The organism is Kitasatospora sp. NPDC096128, assembly GCF_040303105.1.
Taxonomy (GTDB): Bacteria; Actinomycetota; Actinomycetes; order Streptomycetales; family Streptomycetaceae; genus Kitasatospora.
On the sequence record NZ_JBEOSP010000052.1, the window covers coordinates 1 to 23,208 of the forward strand.

Sequence of the window (23,208 nt, forward strand, 5' to 3'; positions counted from 1 at the left end):
AGCAGGTGAGCGCCGCCCGCGGGCGGCGCTCACCTGCTCGTCGTCACGAGGGGTCGTTCCTACGAGGACAGGTCGACGTTCCAGGTGTGGGTGCCGCCCTCGCGGACGGTGATCGGGACGGCCTCGTCGGGCTGCTCGGGGTCGAACTCCGCTTCCACGGAGTGGGTGACCACGGGACTGGTCCAGGCGGGCATGTTCCGGTTCCAGGGGCCGGTGTTCCGGGCGACCTTCCAGCGGAACGAGACGCTGTACTGCTTCAGCCAGTACCCGGAGGTCATCCGCGCCGAGGTGGAGAAGCCGGGGTTGTCGTTGAACTCGATCTTGTTCTGGGCGTCGTTGATGACGGCGTTGCTGTAGGGCGGGCGGTAGGGGCCGTCCTGGACCCAGTCGCGCCGGGACTCGTGCTCGCTGAAGGTGTTGTTCTTCGCCTCCACGATCTGGACGTTGGAGTCGGTGACCTCCTGCCAGAAGTGGTAGTTGGTGGAGACCCGCTGCGGGGCGCCCGCCGGGTTCTTCAGCCGGGCGACCTGCCAGAAGCCGATGCTCTGGTCGTCGTGCATCTTCTGGGTGGGCGGCCCTTCGTAGCCCGACTCGAACTCCAGCTCGGTCCGGTTGAGGTCGAGGTTGGCCGCCTTGGCCTTGGCCCGGGTGCTGCGGCCCGCGGGCGGGCTGCTCCCCCTGACGTCGGCGGTGTCCGCGTCCCGCTTGGGCATGCGCTGCACCGCCGCCCCCGGCCGGCGGGAGGCGGCGGGGCCGGGCGGTGCCTCCTCGTGGAGCAGCGGGGCGGCGAGGGCGCGGACGGCGTTGGCCTCCGCCTCGCGTTCGAAGCGGTCGGAGGGGTCGGAGACCCGCAGGCCGTCGCCGCGGTCGGTGCCGGCGACGGGGCCCTTGCGCTGCTGGATGACGTGGGTGAGCTCGTGCGCCAGGGTGTGCCGGTCGCCGCCGCCCTCGCCGAGCACCACGTGGTTGCCGGAGGTGTAGGCGCGGGCGCCCACCTCGGCGGCGGAGGCGGCGGCCGTGCTGCCGGTGTGCAGCCGTACGTCGGAGAAGTCGGCGCCGAGGCGGGCCTCCATCTCGCCGCGGGTGGCCCCGTCCAGCGGCTTGCCGGCGGAGCGCAGCACCTGGGGCACCAGGGAGCGCTGGAGCGGGAGTTCCTCCGACTCGCCGCCGCCGTGCGCACAGCCGGGGCCGCCGTGGCCGCCGGATCCGTGCCGGGCCTGGAGGACGAGGCGGGTCACCGCGGCGTTGCCGAGGGTCCGTTGCAGGGCGAGGGCGGTGCCGGGTGCCGCGCCGGGCCGCGGGCCCGGGCGCACCGCGCGGGCGGCGGGGGCGTCGGCGCGGGCGGCCCGCTGGTCGGTCCGGCGGTCCGGTTCATGAGCGCGCACGGTGGTCGGATTCCTTCCGCCTTGTGGCGATTCGGTGCGTATAAGGCTCCGAAGGCGTCTCCGGTGTGGGAACAGCGCAAAGCTACTGCTGTACTGATGGAACGTCAGCAGGGCGCCGGGGGCAGATCCTGCCGTCCGCGGGGGAACGGTCCGCTGCCCCGCCGGGGCAGTCGCGGGTTCCCCGGGAGGGCAGGTGGCCCGTATTGGTGGGGTTCGAACGGGTTTCCGGTCGGTGTGCGAAGCGGTGGTGGCCGTCATCCGGTGTTGACATGGTCACGGGCTGTGAGAGGAGATGGGGAAGGGGAAGATCACGGAGGAGAGCGGGGCGATTCCGGCGGAAGGGGCCCATTGACACCGCTGGGGCATCGGGTGCACCTTTCCGGTCCGGTCGGCCCGGAGCGGTCGGCCCGGAGCGGGAGGCGTCGCCCTGTCCATCGGTTCAGTTCCCCTGCTTGACGACGTCGCTCAACGTCCCGCTGATGTTGAGGAGTTCGTGGCACGTGGCTGCCTGCTTGCCCGAGGCCGGGGTGCCCGGGGACTCGCAGGTCACGCTCGCCGTCACAGCCTGGTCCTCGGGGACCTGAATGGGAGTCACCCAGTGGTAGTCCTGGTTGCGGAAGGTCTCCAAGGCGATGGTGTTGAGCACCTTCTGGCCGGCTGTGATGATCACGACACCCTGGTCGCCCTGGAAGTTGGCGATCACGAGGTCGGTCATGTCGAACACCTTGCCGTGCGGCACCTGATAGCTGCCGGTGGCCGCGGTGCCGCCCCCGGTCTGCACGTCGATGGCGGCGGAGCTCTGCCGGCCGGTGCCCGGCTCCGCCTGGCCCGGGCCCGGGCCGGGGGCGCGGCCGCCGGTGCTCGGCTGCCCGGCACCCGGCTTGGCCGTCCCGCCGGGGTTCCCGCCGGAGGGCGCGGCCGGTGCCCCGCCGGGGGTGCCGGCGGGCGGGGCCGGGGTGGCGCTCTGCTGGGCGACGGCCTGTTCGGCGGCCTGCTTGGCGGAGCTGCGCACCGCCGGGCGGACCAGGGCGAACCAGGCCAGCAGCAGCGCGATCAGCGCCGCCAGGAGGGCCAGCAGCCACTTGGGGAAGATCGGGAGCTGGATGAACTCGCCCTCCAGCGCCGGGCGTCCGGCGGCACTGGGAGCGGGTTCGGGAGCGGCTTCGGGAGTGGTCGCCGCAGCGGCGGTGGCGCCCTCGGCGGCACTGCCGGTGGCCTTGCCGTCCTTGCCCCCGGCGTCGGAGGCCTTGCCCGCAGGGGCCGGCTCGGGGCCCACCGCGACCTCGAACGGCCAGGAGGCCTGCTTGCCGAACCAGATCAGCTTGCGGGCACGGGCCTGCAGCCGCAGCTCCCCGGACTCGCCGGGCTCCAGGCGCAGCCGCTCCGGGGTGGCCCGGAAGCGCAGCTCCTCGCCGGCCTGTCCGGGGGTGAGCACCACGGTGCCCGGGGCGTTGCCCAGGTTGCGCACCGAGGTGCGGTAGCGGCCGCGCAGCCAGCCGCGGCGACGCCGGGGCGCGAGCGCGGCCTGCAACTCCTGGAACGGCGTCACGGTGACCGTGGTCTCCGGCACCGTCACCAGTTCGGGGCGCTCGGTCGGCAGCACCCGGATGCCGAGCGGGAACTCCCCGGCCCGGGCGGCGGGGGAGCGCGGCGGGGCGAGGCGCACCGTCACCGTCTCGGACGTCCCGGGGAAGAGCGAGACCCGGGCCGGCTCGACCGTCGTCCACGCGGCGCAGTCGCCGACCACCTCCAGCGTGTACGCCTCGACGATGTCGAGGTCGTTGCGCACCGTCAGGGTCGTGGTGGCCACGCCACCGGGCGCCACCGTCAGCGCGGGCAGGCCGAGTTCGGCGGATGTGGTCATGGCGTGACGGTAGGTCCGGGGGACCGTCCGCGGAGAGGGCCCTACGGGCAAGGCACGGGCACACCCCTTGCCCGTACGGACGGACCGACCCTGCCCGGCGCCGCCGCGACCCACCGCGCGGGCCCGGCGCCGGCCCCCCACCACCCCATCCGCCCCCACCGGGCCCACCACGGGGCCCACGACCGGCCGGGCGCGACGGCGCCGGGCCGCAACAGCCGCAGGACCGCAGGAGAATGGAGTGTTCCGATGACGTCGATCGAGGCAACCCGAGGGGAAGCCGTCACCACCCGCCGGACGCCGGCGGCACCGCCGTCCGTGACCGCCCGCCCGGCCGGGGCGCGGATCCCGGTCCAGGGGCGCGGCCGCCCGGCCCAGATACCCGTGGCGGTGTACGCCGAGGACCTGATCCTGCAGACCGGGGTGGTCCAACAGCTGCGCCAGCGGCCCGAGGTGGAGCTGCTCAGCGAGGCCGACGCGGGCAGGGCGGAGGTCTCCCTGCTGGTGGTCGACGCCCTGACCGAGGCGGTCGCCGACCACCTGCGCCGGTTGCGGCTCGCCACCTCGGGCCGGATCGGCCTGGTGGTCGGCCAGTTCGAGGCCGGCGGGCTGCAGACCATCGTGGAGCACGGGGTCGCCGCCGTGCTGCGCCGCTCGGAGGCCGACCAGGACCGGCTGGTGCACCTCATCACCGCCCTGGCCAACGGCGAGGGCGTGATGCCCGGGGACCTGCTCGGCGAACTGCTCGACCGGATCGGGACGCTCCAGCGCACCATGCTCGACGGGCGCGGCCTGACCCTGTCCACCCTGACGGCCCGGGAGGCGGAGATGCTGCGGCTGGTCGCCGAGGGCTTCGACACCAGCGAGATCGCGGCCAAGACCTCGTACTCGGAACGCACCGTCAAGAACGTGCTGCACGAGATCATCACCCGGCTGGGGCTGCGCAACCGGGCGCACGCGGTGGGGTACGCCATGCGGCGCGGCCTGATCTGAGGGTCGGAGAGTCCCGTAGGTGCGGGGCACGCCGCGGCGCGGACGGACGTCCCCAGCGCCCGCGACCGCGGCGTCCTGCCCTTTGCGGACACCGGCCGTTACCCCCGGCTCGGGTGCCCGGGCCCTGTTCCCGGGCGCCCGGGCCGGTGAGACTGCGGGGGAGACCGCCCCTGCCATCCTGTGAGGTCGAGCGTGATCGGCGCCACCGCCACCCCCCGCCCCGTCCGGCGGCCGGCCCGGGCCGCCGTCGCGGTGCTGCTCGCGCTGGCGACCGCCGTGCTGACCCTGGGCTCGGCCCCCGTCGCGCCGAGCGGCCGGGCGGCCCCGGCCGTCACCGCCGAGGACCCGGCCGCCGGGCGGATCGTCTACGCCGGCACCGACCACCGCGGCCTCGGCCGGGTGACCGGCGCGGCGTCCAGCACCCCGCTGTTCGGGCCCGGCCCGATCCACTTCGACCAGGACCCCTCGGCCCGCGGCGGCGAGCTGGTCTTCACCAGCCTGCGGGACGGCCCGCTGCCCCAGGTCTACCTGCGCGAGGCGAGCGGCGCGGTGCGCCGGCTCACCAACGGCATGGACACGGCCCATCCCGCGCTCGCCCCGGACGGCAAGGGCGTGGTCTTCGAGGCGCTGGAGCCCACCGCGGGCGGCGGCGTCCAGCACTTGCTGTGGGCGGTCGGCCGGGACGGCACCGGGTTGCGCCGGATCACCGACGGCGCCGCCGACGAGACCCACCCGACCGTCTCGCCGGACGGCCGCTGGGTCGCCTACGCCTGCAACGGCGACGGCACCCACCTCCAGGTCTACCTGCGGCCGTTCACCGGCGGCGCCCCCGTCAAGGTCACCAACGTGACCAGCGGCGACGCCGTCGACCCGACCTGGAACCCGGTGAACGACGACGCGCACCGCAACCAGATCGTCTACACCTGGGACCAGGGCGACAAGGGCCGGACCCTGATGCTCACCTCGCCGACCGGCGGCGACAAGGCGTTCTTCCCCGGCACCGGCTCCACCTGGCGCACCGGCTCCGCCTCCTGGCTGGCCGACGGCAGCGGCGTCCTCTTCCTGAGCGCCGACCAGCTCGCCTCCCCGCCCCCCACGCCGCAGCCCGACCCGAACCAGCCGCCGGTGGTGAACCTCTACCGGGCCCCGACCTGCGACTGCACCGACCCCCAACTCCTTTACCGCACCAACCGGTTGATCTCGACCCCGACCTGGCTCGGCAGCCAGGCCGAGGGCGGCCCGGTGGTCGAGCAGACCAGCGCCGCCACCGCCAACACCGCCGACGTCCAGGACGTCCGCCAGGACGGCACCGACCCGCGCGACCTCGGCATCAGCGTGCTCACCGAGGACCCGGCAGCCGACACCAACACCAACCCCGACCCGGGCGCCGACCCGCTCTTCCACCCCCGCCCCGGCTACGACCCCTGGTACGAGCGGCAGACCTACACGCCCGACGGCCGGCAGCTCGTGGTGACCCGCTACGAGGACTCCCCGGCGGGCCGGATCCAGCGGATCTGGCAGGCCGACGCCGACGGCTCGAACCCGCACCCGATGAACCTGGCCGGCCGCGGCCCCACCGACCGGGACACCGACCCCTCGCTCTCCCCGGACGGCAGGCTGATCGTGTTCAGCCGCAGCGCCCCGGCGGCCGGGCAGAACCCGGCCCGCCCCGGCCGGCTGCTGATCGCCCAGGTGGCCACCGGCGCGATCGTCGGTACCGTCCAGCCGCCCGCCGACCAGCCGGGCGCCTCCGACGCCGAGCCGTTCTGGTCCCCCGACGGCAAACTGATCGCCTTCTCCCGGACGGCCGTGGTCAACGGCAACGCCGGCAACCTGCACGTCTGGACCGTCGCCGCCGACGACCTCGCCCGGCAGCGCGACCTCAGCCGGGCAGCCTGCCCGGGCAGCTGCGACGTCATCGACGACAGCCCGGTGTTCTCACCCGACGGCAAGCGCCTCGCCTTCAACCGCAAGGCCGGCGACGGCGGCAACAACCGGCAGGACGGTCTGCTGGTCACCTCGCCCACCGGCACCGACTGCACGGTGCTGCTGCCCGCCGGGCTGCGCGACGACAAGGGCGCCTGCACCCGCCCGCTGCCCGACACGTCCGCCACCGGCCCGTACCAGCCGCGCGACGCGGCCTGGACGCCGAACGGCGCCCAGCTGGTGCTCACCACCCGCCGGGCCCTGCCGCCGAACTCCCCGGAGGGGCTGGGCACTTACGACCTCGCGAGCGGCACGCTCACCCCGCTGGACCGGCGGCTGCCCGGACGGCAGAAGGAGCCGGCCGTCCAGCAGTCCGTCCACCTGTCGCTGAGCGCGCCGCCGCGCGCCCCCGCCGTGCGGGTCGACGGCGGCACCGACATCACCGTCACCGTCACCGACAACGGCCCCGCGCCCTCGCCCGGCACCGTCCTGACCGCCTCGGTACCGGGCGGCGCCCGGCTCGGCGCGCTGACCACCCCCGTCGGGCAGTGCGACGCCGCTGCGCTGCGCTGCGAACTCGGCACCCTGGCACCCGGCGCACAGGTCCGGGTGACCGCCACCCTGATCGGCACCCGCACCGGTGACCAGCCGTTCGGCTGGAGCGTCACCGGGGCGGTCGTCGACCCGAACCCCGAGAACGACTCCGCCGAGACCGTCCTGCCCGTCCTGGACACGCCGAGCCCCTCGCCGACGCCCACCCCGAGCCCGACCGCCACCGCCCCGCCCAGCCCGACACCCACCCCGACACCCACCCCGAGCAGCACACCGACCCCGGCCCCGCCGCCCCCGCCGGCCCCCGCGCCGCCGCAGGCGGGCCCCGGCGTCGCGGTCGACGCCCAGCCGGACCCCGGCTACGTCGGCGGCCACGTGACCGTCAGCTACACCGTGCGCAACACCGGCCAGGCCCTCGCCACCGGCCTGCGGCTCACCCTCGGCCTGCCCGCCGGCGTGCCCACCGAGGCCCTGCCGCCCGGCTGCCGGGCCGGGAGCTGCGAGCTGGCCGACCTGCGCCCGGGGCGCAGCCAGGTGGTCCGGGTGGTGCTCTCGCCGGTGGCGCCGCTGGACACCACCGTCACCGCCGAACTGACCACCACCGGCACCGACGCCGCCCCCGGACCGCACCGGGCGAGCACCCCGCTGCGCATCCTCCAGCCCCGGATCGTCGCCGTGCCGGCCATCGGCAAGCCCGGCTTCGTGACCTCCGTGCGCGGCGTGGACTTCCCGCCCGGCGTACCCGTCCGCTTCACCTGGCAGCCCGGCATCACCGCCGCGGCCGCGCCCACCCACCCCAAGGCCGACGGGACCTTCGCGGGCCAGCTGCTGATCCTCACCAAGGACGAGACCGGGCCGCGCACCATCACCGCCGCCGGCCCCGGGTTCTCCCCGGTCACCACCCCCTTCCTGGTCGTCGAGGGCACCATCGGCCCGCCGGGGGAGGTGGAGCGGCGGTGATCCACGAGGTCGACGAGGCGCTGCGGCTGCTGCTCGCCGAAGCCGGACTGGCGGAACGCGGCGTCGAGGTGGTCTTCGACGCGCCCACCCGCGAGCTGGCGGCCCGGCGCACCGCGCCGACGGTCAGCGTCTTCCTCTACGGCATCCGCGAGGACACCGGCCGCCGGCAGGCCGGCGCCGTCGCCGAGCACGACGCCGACGGTGTGGTGGTCGGCCACCGGGCCGCGCCCCGCTGGTTCGAACTGGCCTACCTGGTCACCGTCTGGACCAACCGCCCGCAGGACGAACACCGGCTGCTGGCCGAGGTGTTGCAGTGCCTGACCGCCGTCGACGCGCTGCCCGCCCGGGTGCTCACCGGGACGCTCGCCCGGCTCGGACTCACCGTCGGCCTGGACATCGCCGGCCGGGACACCGGCCTGCCGTCGGTCTCCGACGTCTGGTCCGCGCTCGGCGGGGAACTGCGGCCCTCGATCGACCTGAGGCTGCTCGCCCCGCTGACCGGCGCGCTCAGCCCCGCCGGACCGCCCGTCACCGAGGGCCTGGTGGTGCACACCACCGACACCGGCCGGGACACGGTGCCGCCGCCCGACGGCCCCGGCCGCCGGCTGCGCTACCGCGGCGCCACGGACCCCGGACCGGACGGCTTCGCCGCGCTCCGCGACCGCGAGCTGCCGCCCGGCCGCCGGCCCCGGGGCGGGACGCGATGAGCCCGGACCCCGTGGCGGTGCTGAACGCCGCCCCGCCCGGCCGGGACCACCTGTGGGAGCGGCTGCACCGGGTCGAGCAGCGGGTCCGCAGCGCGGTGCGCGACCGCCGGGCCGAGGACCCGGACCCGGACGACCCGTACCGCGGCCAGTACCTCGGCCCGGAGGCGGTCGAGCGGATCCTGGCCTCCGCCGCCGCGACCGGCTCCACCGGTACGGCGGTCGACGACGCGCCCCCACCGCCGACCGGCTCCCGGCTGGCCCGGCTCGGCGCCGACTTCGGGCTGCTCCCGGTGGACCTGGACCTGCTGCTGGTGGCCCTCGCCCCCGACCTCGACAGCCGCTTCGAGCAGCTCTACGGCTACCTCAACGACGACCTGACCCGCCGCCGGGCGACCGTCGGCCTGGCCCTCGAACTGTGCGGACTGCCCGGGGCCGGGGCCGGCCGCTTCCGCTTCGCCGCGCGGGCCCCGCTGATCGCCGGCGGCCTGCTGGAACTCACCGAGCCGGACCGTCCGCTGCTCTCCCGCACCCTGCGCGTGCCGGACCGGGTGACCGCCCACCTGCTCGGCGAGGACGCACCGGACGACGCCCTCGCCGGACTGGCCCGCCGCGCCGATCCGGCCGCGGATCCGGCCGCCGACCTTGGGGCCGGGGCGGAGGCCGTCGAGCGGCTGCGCGCGGCCGCGACGGCGGCGGGCGGCGGACCGGTGTACCTGCTGGACCGGGACGGGCACGCCGGCCCGCTGGCGGTGGCCGCCCTCGCCGCCGACGGCCGTCCGCCCCTGGTCGTCGACGCCGCCGCGCTGGCCGCCCGCCCGCCGGGGCCCACCGTCCGGGTGCTCGCCCGCGAGGCCCGGCTCGGCGGGGGCGGGGTGGTGCTCGGACCGCTGGACCGGCTGGAGCCCGAACGGCCCGAGCGGGCCGCGCTGTTGCGCGAGCTGTGCGCCGAACTCGCCGCCGTCCCGCTGATCATGTACGGCCCCCGGGTGTGGGACCCGGCCTGGTCGCGGGAGAGCCCCGTGGTCGTCACCGCCCCGCCGCCGGACGCCCGGGGCCGCGCCGGGCAGTGGGCCCGCGCGCTGGCCGCCACCGGGACCCCGCTGGGCGCGGAGCTGACCGACCGGCTGGCCGAGACGGTGGCTGCCTACCGGCTGGACCGGGAGAAGCTGGAGCGGGCCGCCGCCGTGGCCGCCCGGACCGCCGCCGCCGAGCGGCGCCCGGTGCGCGCCGAGGACCTGCGGGCCGCCGTCCGGGCGCAGAACGCCGCCGGGCTGGCCCGCCTCGCCCGCCGGATCGAGCCCGCGGTCGGCTGGTCCGACCTGGTGCTGCCCGACCCCACCGCCGGCCGGCTGCGCGAACTGGTGCTGCGGGCCCGGCACCGCGAGCAGGTGCTCGGGCAGTGGCGGATGCGGCCGGGCGGCGGCCGCGGCAACGGGGTGATCGCCCTGTTCGCCGGGGAGTCGGGCACCGGGAAGACCATGTCGGCCGAGGTGGTCGCCGCCGAACTCGGTATGGAGCTGTACGTGGTGGACCTCTCCACCGTGGTGGACAAGTACATCGGCGAGACCGAGAAGAACCTGGAACGGATCTTCACCGAGGCCGCCCAGGTCAACGGCGTGCTGCTGTTCGACGAGGCGGACGCGCTGTTCGGCAAGCGCGCCCAGGTCAAGGACGCCCACGACCGGCACGCCAACGTGGAGACCGCCTACCTGCTCCAGCGGATGGAGTCCTTCGACGGGATCGCGCTGCTCACCACCAACCTGCGCGCCAACCTCGACGAGGCGTTCACCCGCCGACTGGACGTCATCGCCGAGTTCCCGCTGCCCGACGAGGCGCAGCGGCGGCTGCTCTGGGACCGCTGCCTGGGGCCCGTACTGCCCCGCGGCGAGGACCTCGACCTGGACTACTGCGCCCGGCACTTCGAGCTCACCGGCGGCTCCATCCGGGCCTGCGCCGTCTCCGCGGCCTACCTGGCCGCCGGGGCGGGCACCCCGCTGGGCATGGCGCAGCTGGTCGCCGCGGTGGTCGGGGAGTACCGCAAGCTCGGCCGGCTGGTGCTGGAGAGCGAGTTCGGGCCGTGGCTGGGGAAGGTCTGACCCGACCCGGAGCGCGGGGCCGCGGGGCGCACCCGGCCGTGCCCGCCGGGGCAGCGTCGCTGCCCCCGATCTTGACCCCGGGGACATGTCCCGGGGCGCGGCCGGGGCGCAGACTCGGGGGCGAATGACGCAGACCACCGGTGATCTGAAGGAGCGCGTATGCCGTCGTACCTGACCCCGGGCGTGTACGTGGAGGAGGTGCAGTCCGGTGCCCGGCCGATCGAGGGCGTCGGCACGGCCGTCGCCGCCTTCGTCGGCTTCGCCGGCAGCGGACCCTTCCACGAGCCCACGCTGGTCACCAACTGGGACCAGTACGTCCAGCGGTTCGGCGGGTTCACCGAGGGCACCTACCTGGCGCACTCGGTGTACGGGTTCTTCGCCAACGGCGGCGGCTCCGCCTACGTCGTGCGGATCGGCGACCCGGCGCGGCAGGCCCCCGGCGGCGCGCCCGCGCCCGCCGTGGCGGCGGCCCCGCCGGCCGAGATCGGCGGCTTCCTGGTCTCGGCGCTGCCCGGTGCGGGCGGCGAGGTGTCCGTCGAGGTCGCCGACGCCGAGGGCGAGAACGTCCCCGACGACCGGTTCCGGCTGATCGTCCGCCGGGGTGCCGAGGTCGTCGAGAGCTACGACGTCTCCACCCGGAAGAACACCAAGGGCTACGTCGTCACCCAGCTGCGCGAGTCCAAGCTGGTCGCCGTCGCCGAGCAGCCCGGCACCGCGCCGGGCCGCCCCGAGCGCCGCACCCACGCGCTCGCCGCCGCCCCGGCGCCCGCTCCCGCGACCGGCCCGGTGGTGGCCGCCGGCAGCCGGCTGGACCCGGCCGAGTACGTCGGTGACGCGGCCGCCCGCACCGGCTTCTCCGGCCTGGAGGCGATCGACGAGATCACCATGGTCGCGGTGCCCGACCTGATGAGCGCCTACCAGCGCGGCGCTCTCGACGACGAGGGCCTGCGCACCGTCCAGCTCGCGGTGATCTCGCACTGCGAGCAGATGGGCGACCGGATCGCCGTCCTGGACCCGCCGCCCGGGCTCAACGCCCAGCGGATGCGCGCCTGGCGCCAGGAGGAGGCCGGGTACGACTCCCGCTACGCCGCCCTCTACTACCCGTGGATCAAGGTCTTCGACCCGGCCACCGGGCGCAACGCGCTGGTCCCGCCGAGCGGCCACGCGGCCGGCGTGTGGGCGCGCAGCGACGCCGAGCGCGGAGTGCACAAGGCGCCGGCCAACGAGGTCATCCGCGGCGCCGTCGACCTGGAACTGCGGCTCAGCAAGGGCGAGCAGGACCTGCTCAACCCGATCGGCGTCAACTGCGTCCGGGCGTTCCCCGGCCGCGGCATCCGGATCTGGGGCGCCCGCACCCTCTCCTCCGACCCGGCCTGGCGCTACCTCAACGTGCGCCGGCTCTTCAACTACCTGGAGGAGTCCATCCTCCTGGGGACCCAGTGGGTGGTCTTCGAGCCCAACGACGACCGGCTGTGGTCCAGCATCCGGCGGAACATCACCGCCTTCCTCACCGAGGAGTGGCGGCGCGGGGCGCTGTTCGGCCAGACCGCGGCCGAGGCGTTCTACGTCAAGTGCGACCGTGACAACAACCCGCCCGAGTCCATCGACCTCGGGCAGGTCATCTGCGAGATCGGCGTCTCCCCGGTGAAGCCGGCCGAGTTCGTGGTGTTCCGGCTGGCCCAGTTCTCCGACAGCACCAGCCTCCTCGACGAGTGAGCCGCGGTACCGGCCCCCACCGTCGACCCATCACGTCGGCCCCTACTGTCGATACGCATCGGAAGGTGACAGCACGCCATGGCTGAAGGCGATCCGCTCTCCACACACATATTCGGCGTCCAACTCGGCGGCTACAACGTCGAGTCCGTCAAGGAGATCAGCAACCTGACGGTCGAACAGGACGTCGTCGAGTACAAGCAGGTGACCCAAGAGGGCAAGCTGATCGTCCGCAAGCAGCCCGGCGCCCGACTGCCCGGCGAGGTGACCATCACCCGCGGCCTGGACAAGAGCGGCGCGTTCACGGACTGGATCAAGGAGACCCTCAACAACGGGGCGATCAACACCGCCCGGCAGAACCTCACCATCGAGGTCAAGGACACCACCGGCGCCACCCTGCGCCGCATCCAGCTCACCAACGCCTGGGCGAGCCGCTGGGAGGGCCCCACGCTCAGCGCGGGCGAGTCCAGCGCCGCGACCGAGACGGTGACCATCGTGTTCGAGGAGATCCGGGTCGAGTGAGGCGGAAGATCGGCCTTGAGGAACTGCTGGAAGGCGCCCCGGCCCCGCAGAACCCCGCGCCGCAGCAGCAGGCCCCGGGGCAGGCGGGAACGGCCGGGCCGCCCCGGCGGCAGTCCCCGCACACCGAGTTCGAGTTCGAGCTGCCGCTCGGCTACGTCGACGACGAGGGCACCGTGCACCGCCACGGCGCGATGCGCCTGGCCACCGCCCGCGACGAACTGATGCCGCAGATCGACCTGCGGGTCAAGGAGAACCCGGCCTACCTCAGCGTGGTGCTGCTCAGCCACGTGATCACCAGGCTCGGCGAACTCACCGACGTGCACACCGGCGTCGTCGAGCGGATGTACGCCACCGACGTCGCCTTCCTCCAGGACCTCTACCAGCGGATCAACAGCGAAGGCCACACGCGCGCCGCCGTGACCTGCCCGCACTGCGACGGCGCCTTCGAGGTCGACCTCGCCGGTGGGCGCCTGGGGGAATCGTGACGTACGCGCCTGCTCGGCTGTACGAGGAGATCGCGTACATCGCCTACCACTTCCACTGGTCCCGCGAGGACCTGCTGGACCTGACCCACCACGAGCGCGGGCAGTGGGTGCGCGAGGTCGCGCGGCTCAACTCCCGTGTCAGCGAGGGTGGGTGAGCCGGGTGGGGCTGCGGGACTGGATCGGACGGCGGCGAGGCGGGGCCGGGGCTGACGCCGGATCCGGTGCTGAACCGGTTGCCGGTGCTGCCGCTGCGGCCGGGGCCGCGCATTCGCGCCCGGCGGCCGGGGACGGGGGCTGGCGCGCGGTGCCGCCGCTGGTCCCGACCCTCGCCGGGGCGGCGCCGCGCGGGGTCAGCGACGGACTGGCGTTCCGATCCCGGCTCGCCTCCTGGCAGGACCCGACGCTGAGCGGCCCGCTCGGCCACGCCGTGCTGCCCACCGCCCCGGCGGGCATCCTGCGGGCGGTCGCGGTGCCGGGCACTCCGTCCGTGGCCGCCGCGGGCGGGCACGCGCTCGTCCTGCGGCCCCCGGTGGCGGCGTCGGAGGAAGGACCGTCGGAGCCGCTCGAACCAGCGGAACAGGTGGCACGTCGGCGGGCTCGGCCCATCCAACGGTCCGTCCGGCTGCGGCAGTTGTCCGTGCGGGCCGGGACACGTGCGGTGCGTGCGGGCGGTGCGGGCGGTGCCGACCGGCGGGCCGGGGCGGCGGTTGCGGGTGCGTCCGACGGTGCTGTCCCGGAGCCGGGCACGGCGACCGCTCCTTCCGGGGCGCCACGGCGGAACGGCACGGCAGGTCCGGCCGTTCAGCGTGCGGTGCGTCCGGGCGGTGCGGGCGGTGCCGACCGGCGGGCCGGGGCGGCGGTTGCGGGTGCGTCCGACGGTGCTGTCCCGGAGGCGGGCACGGCGACCGCTCTTTCCGGGTCGGCAGTGACCGAGACGCCCGCCGGCGTGGCGCGTCGTGCGACCGGTGGCAGTGGCGCAGCGCCCGAGTCCCGTACGGCGCGGCAGCCGGCTGGGGCGCCACGGTCGAGTGGCGCGGCGGGTACGGCCGCTCGGCGTGCGGTGCGACCGCGGGCCGTCAGCATGCCGCTGACCGTCGCGCGGCGTCCCCGGCTGCTTCCCCTGCGGCCGGTGGCGGCCGTACCGGGGTGGGCCGGGACGGCGTCGGCCGTCGTCGGAGCGGCGTCGAGCCGGGGTGCGGATGAGCCGCAGCCCCTGGCGGTGACTGCGGAGCCGGTCGGCGGTGGGCACGTGCCCGAGCGCACCGATTCCGCGGCCCGGACGGCATCGTCGGGCCCGAGCGGTGCCGCCGATGCCGTGGTCCAGCGTGCGGCCGCGCCGCGCGGTGACGCACCGGCCCGGCCGGTGCTCGGTGCGCCCTTGACCGCGTTGCCCGCGAGCGCCGTACCCGTCACCGCTTCCGGGCCCCGGGTCGTCGAGCCCGTCCCGGGAGCACCGGCCATGCCGGTGGTCGGGGCCGAGACCGGGTCCATCGGCGGCGGGGAGCCTGCGAGCGGCGAACGCGGGAGCGGCGAACGCGGGGGCGGTGAGCGCGGAACGCGCGTCTCCGGGCATGGGCCCGTCGGCGGTGCATCCGCATCCGCCTCCGTCCAGCGCGCGCCTGCGCCGTCGCCGTCGAACACCGAACCGGCTTCTCGGGTGCGGCCCGGGTCGGCGCCGACCCCGGCTCCGACTCCGCCCCCCGCCCCGGCTCGTGCGCGCTCGGGTCTGGGTGCACCCCTGGACGCCCTGCCGCCGACGGCCGCAGCGGCGGGCCGTGCCGTGCTGCCGCCTGGCGGGCGTCGGCGGATCCGGCGAGGTGCCGGGGCTCCCGTAGGGGGTGGCGAACGGAGCGGACCGGCCGTCGTCGAAGGGGCGGGTTCGCAGGTGCCTTCGACGGGCCCGACCGAGTCGACCTCCCTGCGGCTGAGCAGGACTGGCGAACGATCGGATGGCGTGCGCGCTTCGGGTGCGAGGCTCCAGCCGGTTGTTCCGGCGGATGCGCCGGTGGTTCCCGTGCGTCCGGCCGGTGGCGGCCCGGACGTGCAGCGGGCCGGCCGACCCGCCGCCCCGAGGCGCGGGTTGATCGGCGAACGCCCGATGGCGGTCGCCCTGCCGACGCCGTCCGCGCCCTTCGTCGGCAGCGCCGGTACTCGTACGGGCACCGGTCCGGTGCCCGCCGCCCCGCTGGTGGTCCCGGCCGTCTGGCCCGCCTCGCCCGCGGGCCGTGCGGAGGACGCACCGGGTGCCGCGCCGGCTCTGCGGCCTGGCAGCGGTCGGGAGGTGACCGCTGCCCCCGATCGCCGGCTGAGCCCCAGGGGCGGCCGGTCCGGCGCGGGGCAGCCGGTGTCACAGGTTCGCGGCGCCGCAGCGGTGGTGGGCCGTTCGTCCGGTGGGGGAGTCGGACGCGGGGTGGTGGCTGCCGTGCAGCGGTTGCGCTCCCGGCGTTCGGTGGAACGAGGGGGCGACCGGTCGCCGGTCGATCGCCGTTCGGCGCGGGGGAGTTCGGTGCCCGGCGGCGGCGTCCCGACTGCGGGTGCCCCCGCCGACCACCCCTCGCCCGTCCAGCCCGAACAGTCCGTTCAGTCCGTCCAGCCTGTCCAGCCTGTCCAGTCAGTCCAGTCCGGACGTCCTCGCGACGCGATGCCCGGGACGGGGCGGACGCAGGGTGGCGGCCACAGCCCTTCGGCTGCTCCACGCTCCTCCGTCGCCGAGTCGTTCGCCGGTCACCCGGGCCGCCCCGGGGCCGGTCCGTCGGCCCGGTCCGTCGGGAGGCCGGCCCCGGCACTGCCGGTGGTCCGGCCGGCGCCTCCGGGGATCCGGTTGCTCCCGAGAGCGGCCGCGCACCCGCCCGGGGCGCCTTCGGCGTTCGTCCAGCGGGCGCACCGGCCTTCGGCAGCGGCCGAGTCGTCGCCACCGGGGTCGGCCGCGCCCGCTCCGGTCAGGATGCCCGCGCAGGCCGCGCCGCCCGCGACTCCCGTACCTGCCACGCCGCCCGCACCTCCCGCGCTGCCGGTGGTCCGGTCGCTCCAGCGACTGCCGGCCGCGCCCGGGCCGTCGCCGCAGCCGCTCGCGACTCCGCAGCCGATCCTGACCCGGGCCGTGGCGCCCGGGCAGGCCGTGCCGAGTGCCCCCTCGGCGCCGTCCCCGCCGCAGCCGCTCCAGCGGTCCGCACCCGGTACGGCACAGGTGCTCCAGCGGGTGGCCGAGCAGGCGGGGCTGGTGGGGGTGCCGTTGACCGCCGTCCCGGCGCGCCGGCCGACGACCGTGCAGGCGGCGCCGTCGAGCACCGGTCAGCCCGGTGCCCACCGGACGGCCGGTGGGCACCAGCCGCCCGGGGGCGCCGCGGCGGCCGAGGGCGACGACAAGCCGGACCACGACGCGCCCGCCGACCTGGACGAGCTGGCCCGGCGCCTGGTCGAACCGGTCGGGCGGCTGCTGCGCACCGAACTGCGCAGGGGCCGGGAGCGGGCCGGGAAACCGTACGACCTGCGCCGCTGAGCGCGGGGACCGGCGCAGGACGGCCGCCGGAGGACCGGATCGACGTTGACCGTGAGCAGCACAGCAGGAGGCGGGGCCGATGACCGACAACATCTTCGCGAGCAGTGTGTTCTTCAGCCTGACCATCGGCGGCACCGACCTGGGCGAGTTCACCACCTGTTCGGGGCTCGGCGCGCAGGTCGAGATCGAGCAGTACGCGGAGGGCGGCAACAACGGCTTCGCCTGGCAACTGCCGGGCCGGATCACCTGGACGAACATCACGCTGAGCCGCGCGGTCACCGCGGACACCGCCAAGATCGCCCGGTGGCTGGACGAGATCGTGCGGAAGGTCGAGCCGAAGAACGGCGAGATCGTGGCGCTGCGCCCGGACCTGACCCGCATCGTGGGCTGGCAGGTGCTCGGGATCGTCCCGGTGCGGTGGGAGGGGCCGTCCTTCGACCCGTCGAGCTCCCAGCCGGCCATGGAGTCCCTGGAGATCGCCCACGCGGGCCTGCGCCCGTCCTGAGCGCACCCCACGCACCCCGTTCGTCCCCGTTCTCACCCCCCACGCACCCAAGGAGCAGCAGGATGCCCTCCGCGGCCCCCGCGAGCGTCACCCGGGCCCGACTGACCATCATGGAGCCGCCGTCCACGGTCGGTGCCCAGCCCGGCGGTGAGATCGCGCTGCTGTCGCTCCAGTTCAACCCGGCGACCCTGGTGCTGCGCAAGACCACCGAGTGGCGGCGCACGCCGTCCCGGATGGCGGGCCAGTCGGCGCTGCCGGAGTTCGTCGGCAGCGGCCCGCGGTCGCTGTCCCTGGACGTGTTCCTGGACTCGACGGCGACCCACGACGGCTCGGTGGAGCGGGCGGTGGAGCAGCTGATGACGGCGTGCGTGCCCACCCCGGCGAGCCTGGCGCGCAAGACCCCGGCCAGCCCGTGGATCCGGCTGGACTGGGGGGCTCTCAAGACGACCTCGTTCAACGGGGTGCTGACCGGCCTGTCGGTCACCTACACGCTCTTCGACGTGGACGGCAGTCCGCTGCGCGCGGTCTGCTCGCTCTCCATCGACGAGGCGAGCGTCGACCCGGCCGGGCAGAACCCGACCTCCGGCTCGCCGGAGGCCCGCAGCACCCACCGGGTGATCGCGGGCGACAGCCTGCCGCTGCTGGCCTGGCGGGCGTACGGGGACGCGACGGCCTGGCGCACGATCGCGGAGGCGAACGACATCGACGATCCGCTGGTGCTGGTCCCGGGCGCGGAGCTGATCGTGCCGGGCATCGACGAGCTCACCCGGGGCGGTGCGGCATGACCACTCCCGAGGCCCGGGGCGGCCGGCCGTTCGCCGCGGATCCCGTCGTCGAGGCGCCGGGGCCGCTGCCGCCGGTGTGGGCGGCGCAACTGGTGTCCTGCGACATCGAGGAGAGCGTCGGCCTGCCGGACACGGCGGTGCTGAGCTTCCGGGACGCGGACCACACCTTCCTCGCCGCCACCGGGATCACCATCGGCACCGAGCTGCGGGTGTCCGTGGTGACGGTGCAGGGCAACACCCGGGCGCGGCTGTTCACCGGGGAGGTGACGGCGCTGGAGCTGGAGGTGGACACCACGGGCTCGTACACGGTGGTGCGGGCGGCGGCGGTGACCCACCGGCTGATGCGCGGTCGCCGGGTGAAGGCCTTCCGGAACATGACCACCGCCGACATCGTCCGCGAGGTCGCCTCCGGTGCGGGCCTGGCCTGCGGGCGGGTCGACTCCTTCCCGGTGGTGCACCAGCAGCTGTCCCAGGCGAACGTCCCGGACTGGGAGTTCCTGCAGTTCCTGGCGCAGGAGAGCGGCGCACAGGTGCGGGTGGACGACGACGGGAAGCTGGAGTTCGTGCGGCCGCAGCCCGCCTCCTCGGCGCCGGCCCCGGCCACACCCGCGCCGCAGAACCCGCTGGTGCTGGAGTACGGGCGCAACCTGCTGGAGCTGCGCGGGGTGCTGACCGGCGCGGCCGGCGCGGACACGGTCGAGGCGCGCGGGTGGAACGTGACCACCAAGAGCGCCCTGGTCGCCACCGAGCCGTCGGTGGCCTCGACGACCGTGCTGCCGGGGCTGAGCCCCTCGGTGGTGGCCTCGGCCTTCCCCGGGCAGGCCCGGCTGACCGTCGCCGACACCCCGTACCGCACCCAGGCGGAGACCGCCGCCGTGGCCCGCTCGCTGGCCTCCTCGGTGGCCGCGGGCTTCGGCGAGCTGGAGGTGGTGGCCGAGGGCAACCCGCGGCTGCGGGCGGGCACCGCGGTCGCGCTGGGGAACGTCGGCGCGGCCTTCTCCGGCCGCTACACCGCCACCGGGGTGCGCCACCTGCTGGAGCCGTTCCGCGGCTACCGCACCACGGTGGTGGTCAGCGCCTCGCCGGACCGCTCGCTGGCCGGGCTGGCGACCGGCGGCAACGCGCCGCCGCGCGGGCCGCGGATGCCGGGCCTGGCCGTCGCCGTGGTCACCGATGTCCGCGAGCCGGGTGACGGGCAGCGCGGCTGGGTACGGCTGAAGTTCCCCTGGCTGGACGACAGTTACGTCTCCGACTGGGTTCGCACCGTGCAGTGGGGCGGCCACGGGGGCGGTGGTGTGGTCAGCCCGGAGGTCAACGACGAGGTCCTGGTGGGCTTCGAACAGGGGGACCTGGACAGCCCGTATGTGCTGGGAGGCCTCTACAACGGCGTGGACCGGCCCTCGCCGCACGACGTGCCGCTGGTCGACGCGACCGCCGGCAAGGTCAACCGCCGTTCCGTGGTGTCCCGTTCGGGCCACCGGCTGGAGCTGCTGGACGTGCCGGGCGGCAGCTCCGGGGTCCGGCTGGCCAGCGGGGACGGGAAGTTGGAGGTCCGGCTGGACCAGCAGCACGGGGAGATCGTGCTGACCGTGCACGGCGGGGCCGGCGGCGCGGGCAGCACCGTCCGGCTGACCCCCTCCGGCATCACCCTGGACGCGGGCACCGGCGAGGTGAACGTGCGCGGCGGCTCGGTGACCGTCCGCGGCACGACGGCCGTCACCGTGGACGGCGGGGCCGAGGCCGTCCTCAAGGGGGCCTTCGTGCGGATTAATTGACATGGCATCAGAATCAGCAGCAGGCGCGTGCCCGTCAGGGCGCCATCGGAAATGGAGACCGTACATGCCCCCCGCAGCCCGGACCGGCGATCCGACCGACCACGGCGGCGCCCTCACCACCCCGCCGCCGGGTGCCCTCAAGGTCGCGACGGTCCTGATCGGCGGCCGGCCCGCCGCCGTGGCCGGCACCGTGCACGCCTGCGTCCCGCACGTGGAGCTGGGACCGGCCAACCTGGTCGAGCCCCAACTCGGCGGGGTGACCCGGGGGGTGGTGCTGATCGGCGGCCTGCCGGCGGCCCGGATGGGCGACAAGACGACCTGCGGCGCCACCATCATCGCCGGGGCGTTCAACGTGCTGATCGGCGGAGCGATATGAGCGGCTGGAGCGGTGCGCGCGGCCCGGGTGGCATGAGCGGCGCGGACGGGCGGAGCACGGCGGGGGCGGGCGCATGAGCAGCGACTTCATCGGCCGCGGCTGGGCCTTCCCGCTGCGGGTGAACGCCACCGGCGGCATCGGCATGGTGGAGCGGGACCGGGAGATCGCCGAGGCGATCCGGCTGATCCTCGGCACCGCCCCCGGCGAGCGGCCGATGCGCCCGGAGTTCGGCTGCGGCGTCCACGAGTACGTCTTCGCCCCGGGTGACAGCACCACCGCCGGGCGGATCGCCCGCGAGGTGCGGATCGCGCTGGAGCGCTGGGAGCCGCGGATCACCGTCGACGACGTGGTGATCGCCTTCGACCGGGTCGACGAGGGCACGCTCTACATCGACGTCCACTACACCGTGCGGGCCACCAACGACCGCCGCAACCTGGTCTTCCCCTTCTACACCATCCCGGAGTCCCCGACGGCGGACCACCCGGTGACGGAGTACGGGGACCGGGCACCGGCGGCCGCCGCGGACGGCGGTGCCCGCTGATGGCGCTGCCCTCCCCGAACCTGGACGACCGTCGCTTCCAGCAACTCGTCGACGAGGCCAAGCGGTACGTGCAGCAGCGCGCGCCGGAGTGGACCGACCACAACGTCTCCGACCCGGGCGTCACCCTGATCGAGACCTTCGCCTACCTGGTCGACCAGCTGCTCTACCGGCTGAACCGGGTGCCGGAGAAGAACTACACCGCCTTCCTGGACCTGCTGGGCATCCGGCTGTTCCCGCCCGCCGCCGCCCGGGCCGAGGTCGACTTCTGGCTCTCCGCCCCGCAGCCCGAGACGGTCCTGCTGCGCGCCGGCACCGAGGTGTCCACGCTGCGCACCGAGACCGACGACGCGGTGGTCTTCGCCACCGCCGAGGACCTCCCGATCGTGCCCAGCACGCTGGACCGGCTGGTCACCGTCTCCGCCGCCGGGGAGCAGGCCGACGTCACCGGCCGGCTCGCGGACGGCGTGGACGTGCCGTGCTTCCAGCCGCGCCCGGCGGCCGGTGACGCCATGCTGTTCGCCCTGCCCGCCGTGGTGCCGCGCTGCATCCTGGCCGTCCGGCTGGACAGCCGGGTGGAGGGCGTCGGCGTCGACCCGCGCCAGCCGCCACTGGTCTGGGAGGTGTGGGACGGCGCCCGCTGGATCGCCTGCGAGACCGGCAGCGACACCACCGGCGGCCTCAACCGGCCCGGCGAGGTGGTGGTGTTCGTGCCCGCCGGCCACACCGCCTCGGTGGTGGCCGGCCGGCGGGCCGGCTGGCTGCGCTGCCGGGTGACCGAACCCCGGCCGGGCCAGCCGTTCTACTCCGAGTCCCCGACGGTGCGCCGGGCCGAGGTGTTCACCGTCGGCGGCACCGCCACCGCCGTGCACGCCCAGACCGTCACCGACGCGCCGCTGGGCACCTCCGAGGGCGTCGCCGGGCAGCGCTTCCGGCTGAGCAGGCCACCGGTGCTGCTGGACGGCGGAGCACCGGTGGTCGAGGTCTCGGCCGGGGAGGGCTGGCAGCGCTGGACGGTCGTCGAGCACTTCGGCGACTCCGCGCCGACCGACCGGCACGTGGTGCTCGACGCCACCAACGGCGAGTTCCACCTGCCGCCCGCCGTCCGCGAGCCGGACGGCAGCCTGCGCGCCTTCGGCGCGGTGCCGCCCAAGGGCGCCCGGCTGCGCGTCCCGCAGTACCGCACCGGCGGCGGGGTCGCGGGCAACGTGGCCCGCAACACCGTCACGGTGCTGCGCAGCTCCGTCCCGTACATCGCCCGGGTGGACAACCGGGAGGCGGCCCGGGGCGGGGTCGACGGCGAGACGGTGGAGAACGCCAAGGCGCGCGCCCCGCACCAGCTGCGGCTGCAGGAACGCGCCGTCACCGCCGGGGACTTCGAGCTGATCGCCCGGCAGGCCGCGCCCTCCGCCGCCCGGGTCAGCTGCGTGCCCGCCACCGGCGGGGAGGCCGGGGCGGTACGGGTCCTGGTGGTGCCGGAGGCCGTCGCCGACGAGGGCGAGCGGCTGCGGTTCGAGCAACTCATCCCGGACGAACAGGTGTTGGCCGCCGTGGCGACCGCGCTGGACGAGCGCCGGCTGATCGGCACCCGGGTGCTCGTCCAGCCGCCCGCCTATCAGGGCGTGACCGTGGTCGCCCGGCTCACCACCCGCGCCGCGGACCCCGACCGGGTCCGCGAGGCGGTGCTGGACGAGCTCTACCGGTACCTCAACCCGCTGCGCGGCGGCGCCGACGGCACGGGCTGGCCGTTCGGCCGGGCGGTGCAGTACGGGGAGGTGTTCGCGGTGCTCCAACGGGTGGCCGCCGTCGCCGGGGTGGAGGAGCTGCGGCTGTTCCCGGCCGACCCGATCACCGGACGCCGGGGCGCGCCCGCCGAGCGGGTCGACGTCCTGCCGGACGCCCTGGTCTTCTCGCACCAGCACCAGGTCGTGGTCACGGCGGCCGCCGAGGACGGTACGCCATGACCCGCGCCGCCGTCCCCGGGCTGCCCAGCCCGCACCCGATCGGCGAACTGCTGCCCGCGCTCTTCGCCGAGGACGACTTCGCCCAGCGGTTCACGGCGGGCCTGGACACCGTCCTCGCGCCGGTCTTCGCCACCCTGGACAACCTGCCCGCCTACTTCCGGCCCGAGCTCGCGCCGGCCGACTTCCTGGACTGGCTGGCCTCCTGGGTCGCGGTGGAGGTCGACCCGGCCTGGCCGGACGAGGTGCGCCGGGCCGTGGTCGGACGCGCGGTGGAACTCCACCGGTGGCGCGGCACCCGGCGCGGACTCGCCGAGCGGCTGCGCCTGGTGCTGGGCGCCGGGGCCGAGATCGCGGACGGCGGCGGTGCCGTCTGGACCACCGACCCCGGCGGTGTCCTGCCGCCCGCGCCGGGCGGCGGCGAGGTGCTGATCCGGGTCTGGCCGCTGGGCGGCGCGGGGCTGGACGAGGAGCAGGTGCTGGCCGTCGTCCGGGCGGGCTGCCCGGTCCACCTGACCTGCCGGGTCGAGATCCTGCCCGGTCCACCCGGGCGAGCGGAGGGCTGACGG

The 23,208-nt window shown here is 75.7% G+C and carries 18 protein-coding genes; 16 read left to right on the forward strand and 2 right to left on the reverse strand.

Features of this window, described 5'->3' with window-relative positions:
- Positions 1-59: 59 nt before the first annotated feature.
- Both ABTY61_RS36080 and ABTY61_RS36085 read right to left on the reverse strand, forming a co-directional pair.
- Complete coding sequence (locus ABTY61_RS36080; RefSeq protein WP_502895489.1) at positions 60-1,385, reverse strand: eCIS core domain-containing protein; 1,326 nt, start codon at positions 1,383-1,385, stop codon at positions 60-62.
- Between the two features lie 439 nt (positions 1,386-1,824).
- Positions 1,825-3,249, reverse strand: coding sequence for a COG1470 family protein (locus tag ABTY61_RS36085; protein WP_350509407.1), 1,425 nt, complete (start codon positions 3,247-3,249; stop codon positions 1,825-1,827).
- Positions 3,250-3,495: 246 nt separating this feature from the next.
- Here ABTY61_RS36085 and ABTY61_RS36090 point away from each other — a divergent pair, with 246 nt between their 5' ends.
- From ABTY61_RS36090 to ABTY61_RS36165, 16 genes are all read left to right on the forward strand, one after another.
- Positions 3,496-4,239: a helix-turn-helix transcriptional regulator gene (locus tag ABTY61_RS36090; protein ID WP_350509408.1), complete on the forward strand. Its 744-nt coding sequence runs from the start codon at positions 3,496-3,498 to the stop codon at positions 4,237-4,239.
- 192 nt (positions 4,240-4,431) lie between these two features.
- Positions 4,432-7,677 (forward strand): hypothetical protein, encoded by a 3,246-nt coding sequence (locus ABTY61_RS36095; protein ID WP_350509409.1) that lies wholly within the window; start codon positions 4,432-4,434, stop codon positions 7,675-7,677.
- Positions 7,674-8,384, forward strand: a complete 711-nt coding sequence (locus ABTY61_RS36100; RefSeq protein ID WP_350509410.1) for a Pvc16 family protein — start codon at positions 7,674-7,676, stop codon at positions 8,382-8,384. The genes ABTY61_RS36095 and ABTY61_RS36100 overlap by 4 nt, the downstream gene beginning before the upstream one ends.
- Positions 8,381-10,480, forward strand: a complete 2,100-nt coding sequence (locus ABTY61_RS36105) for an ATP-binding protein (RefSeq protein ID WP_350509411.1) — start codon at positions 8,381-8,383, stop codon at positions 10,478-10,480. The genes ABTY61_RS36100 and ABTY61_RS36105 overlap by 4 nt, the downstream gene beginning before the upstream one ends.
- Before the next feature lie 159 nt (positions 10,481-10,639).
- Positions 10,640-12,196, forward strand: a complete 1,557-nt coding sequence (locus tag ABTY61_RS36110; RefSeq protein WP_350509412.1) for a phage tail sheath family protein — start codon at positions 10,640-10,642, stop codon at positions 12,194-12,196.
- 78 nt (positions 12,197-12,274) lie between these two features.
- Positions 12,275-12,715 carry a phage tail protein gene (locus ABTY61_RS36115; RefSeq protein WP_350509413.1) on the forward strand — a complete coding sequence of 147 codons (441 nt, stop codon included), beginning with the start codon at positions 12,275-12,277 and terminating at the stop codon, positions 12,713-12,715.
- Positions 12,712-13,200, forward strand: coding sequence for a hypothetical protein (locus ABTY61_RS36120; RefSeq protein WP_350509414.1), 489 nt, complete (start codon positions 12,712-12,714; stop codon positions 13,198-13,200). Before ABTY61_RS36115 ends, ABTY61_RS36120 begins: the two co-directional genes overlap by 4 nt.
- Positions 13,197-13,355 carry a DUF6760 family protein gene (locus ABTY61_RS36125; RefSeq protein ID WP_350509415.1) on the forward strand — a complete coding sequence of 53 codons (159 nt, stop codon included), beginning with the start codon at positions 13,197-13,199 and terminating at the stop codon, positions 13,353-13,355. The genes ABTY61_RS36120 and ABTY61_RS36125 overlap by 4 nt, the downstream gene beginning before the upstream one ends.
- Before the next feature lie 2,789 nt (positions 13,356-16,144).
- On the forward strand, positions 16,145-16,699 hold the full coding sequence (locus ABTY61_RS36130; RefSeq protein WP_350509416.1) for a hypothetical protein: 555 nt from the start codon (positions 16,145-16,147) through the stop codon (positions 16,697-16,699).
- A 79-nt stretch (positions 16,700-16,778) separates the two neighbouring features.
- Positions 16,779-17,204, forward strand: a complete 426-nt coding sequence (locus tag ABTY61_RS36135; RefSeq protein WP_350509417.1) for a phage tail protein — start codon at positions 16,779-16,781, stop codon at positions 17,202-17,204.
- Positions 17,205-17,266: 62 nt separating this feature from the next.
- Positions 17,267-17,989, forward strand: a complete 723-nt coding sequence (locus tag ABTY61_RS36140; RefSeq protein WP_350509418.1) for a CIS tube protein — start codon at positions 17,267-17,269, stop codon at positions 17,987-17,989.
- Entirely contained in the window at positions 17,986-19,764 is a 1,779-nt protein-coding gene (locus ABTY61_RS36145) for a VgrG-related protein (protein ID WP_350509419.1), read from the forward strand. The genes ABTY61_RS36140 and ABTY61_RS36145 overlap by 4 nt, the downstream gene beginning before the upstream one ends.
- A 64-nt stretch (positions 19,765-19,828) precedes the next feature.
- Entirely contained in the window at positions 19,829-20,140 is a 312-nt protein-coding gene (locus ABTY61_RS36150) for a PAAR domain-containing protein (RefSeq protein WP_350509420.1), read from the forward strand.
- Positions 20,141-20,213: 73 nt separating this feature from the next.
- Positions 20,214-20,681 carry a GPW/gp25 family protein gene (locus tag ABTY61_RS36155; protein ID WP_350509421.1) on the forward strand — a complete coding sequence of 156 codons (468 nt, stop codon included), beginning with the start codon at positions 20,214-20,216 and terminating at the stop codon, positions 20,679-20,681.
- Entirely contained in the window at positions 20,681-22,642 is a 1,962-nt protein-coding gene (locus tag ABTY61_RS36160) for a putative baseplate assembly protein (protein WP_350509422.1), read from the forward strand. Before ABTY61_RS36155 ends, ABTY61_RS36160 begins: the two co-directional genes overlap by 1 nt.
- Positions 22,639-23,205, forward strand: a complete 567-nt coding sequence (locus ABTY61_RS36165; protein WP_350509423.1) for a phage tail protein I — start codon at positions 22,639-22,641, stop codon at positions 23,203-23,205. Before ABTY61_RS36160 ends, ABTY61_RS36165 begins: the two co-directional genes overlap by 4 nt.
- Positions 23,206-23,208 lie beyond the last annotated feature (3 nt).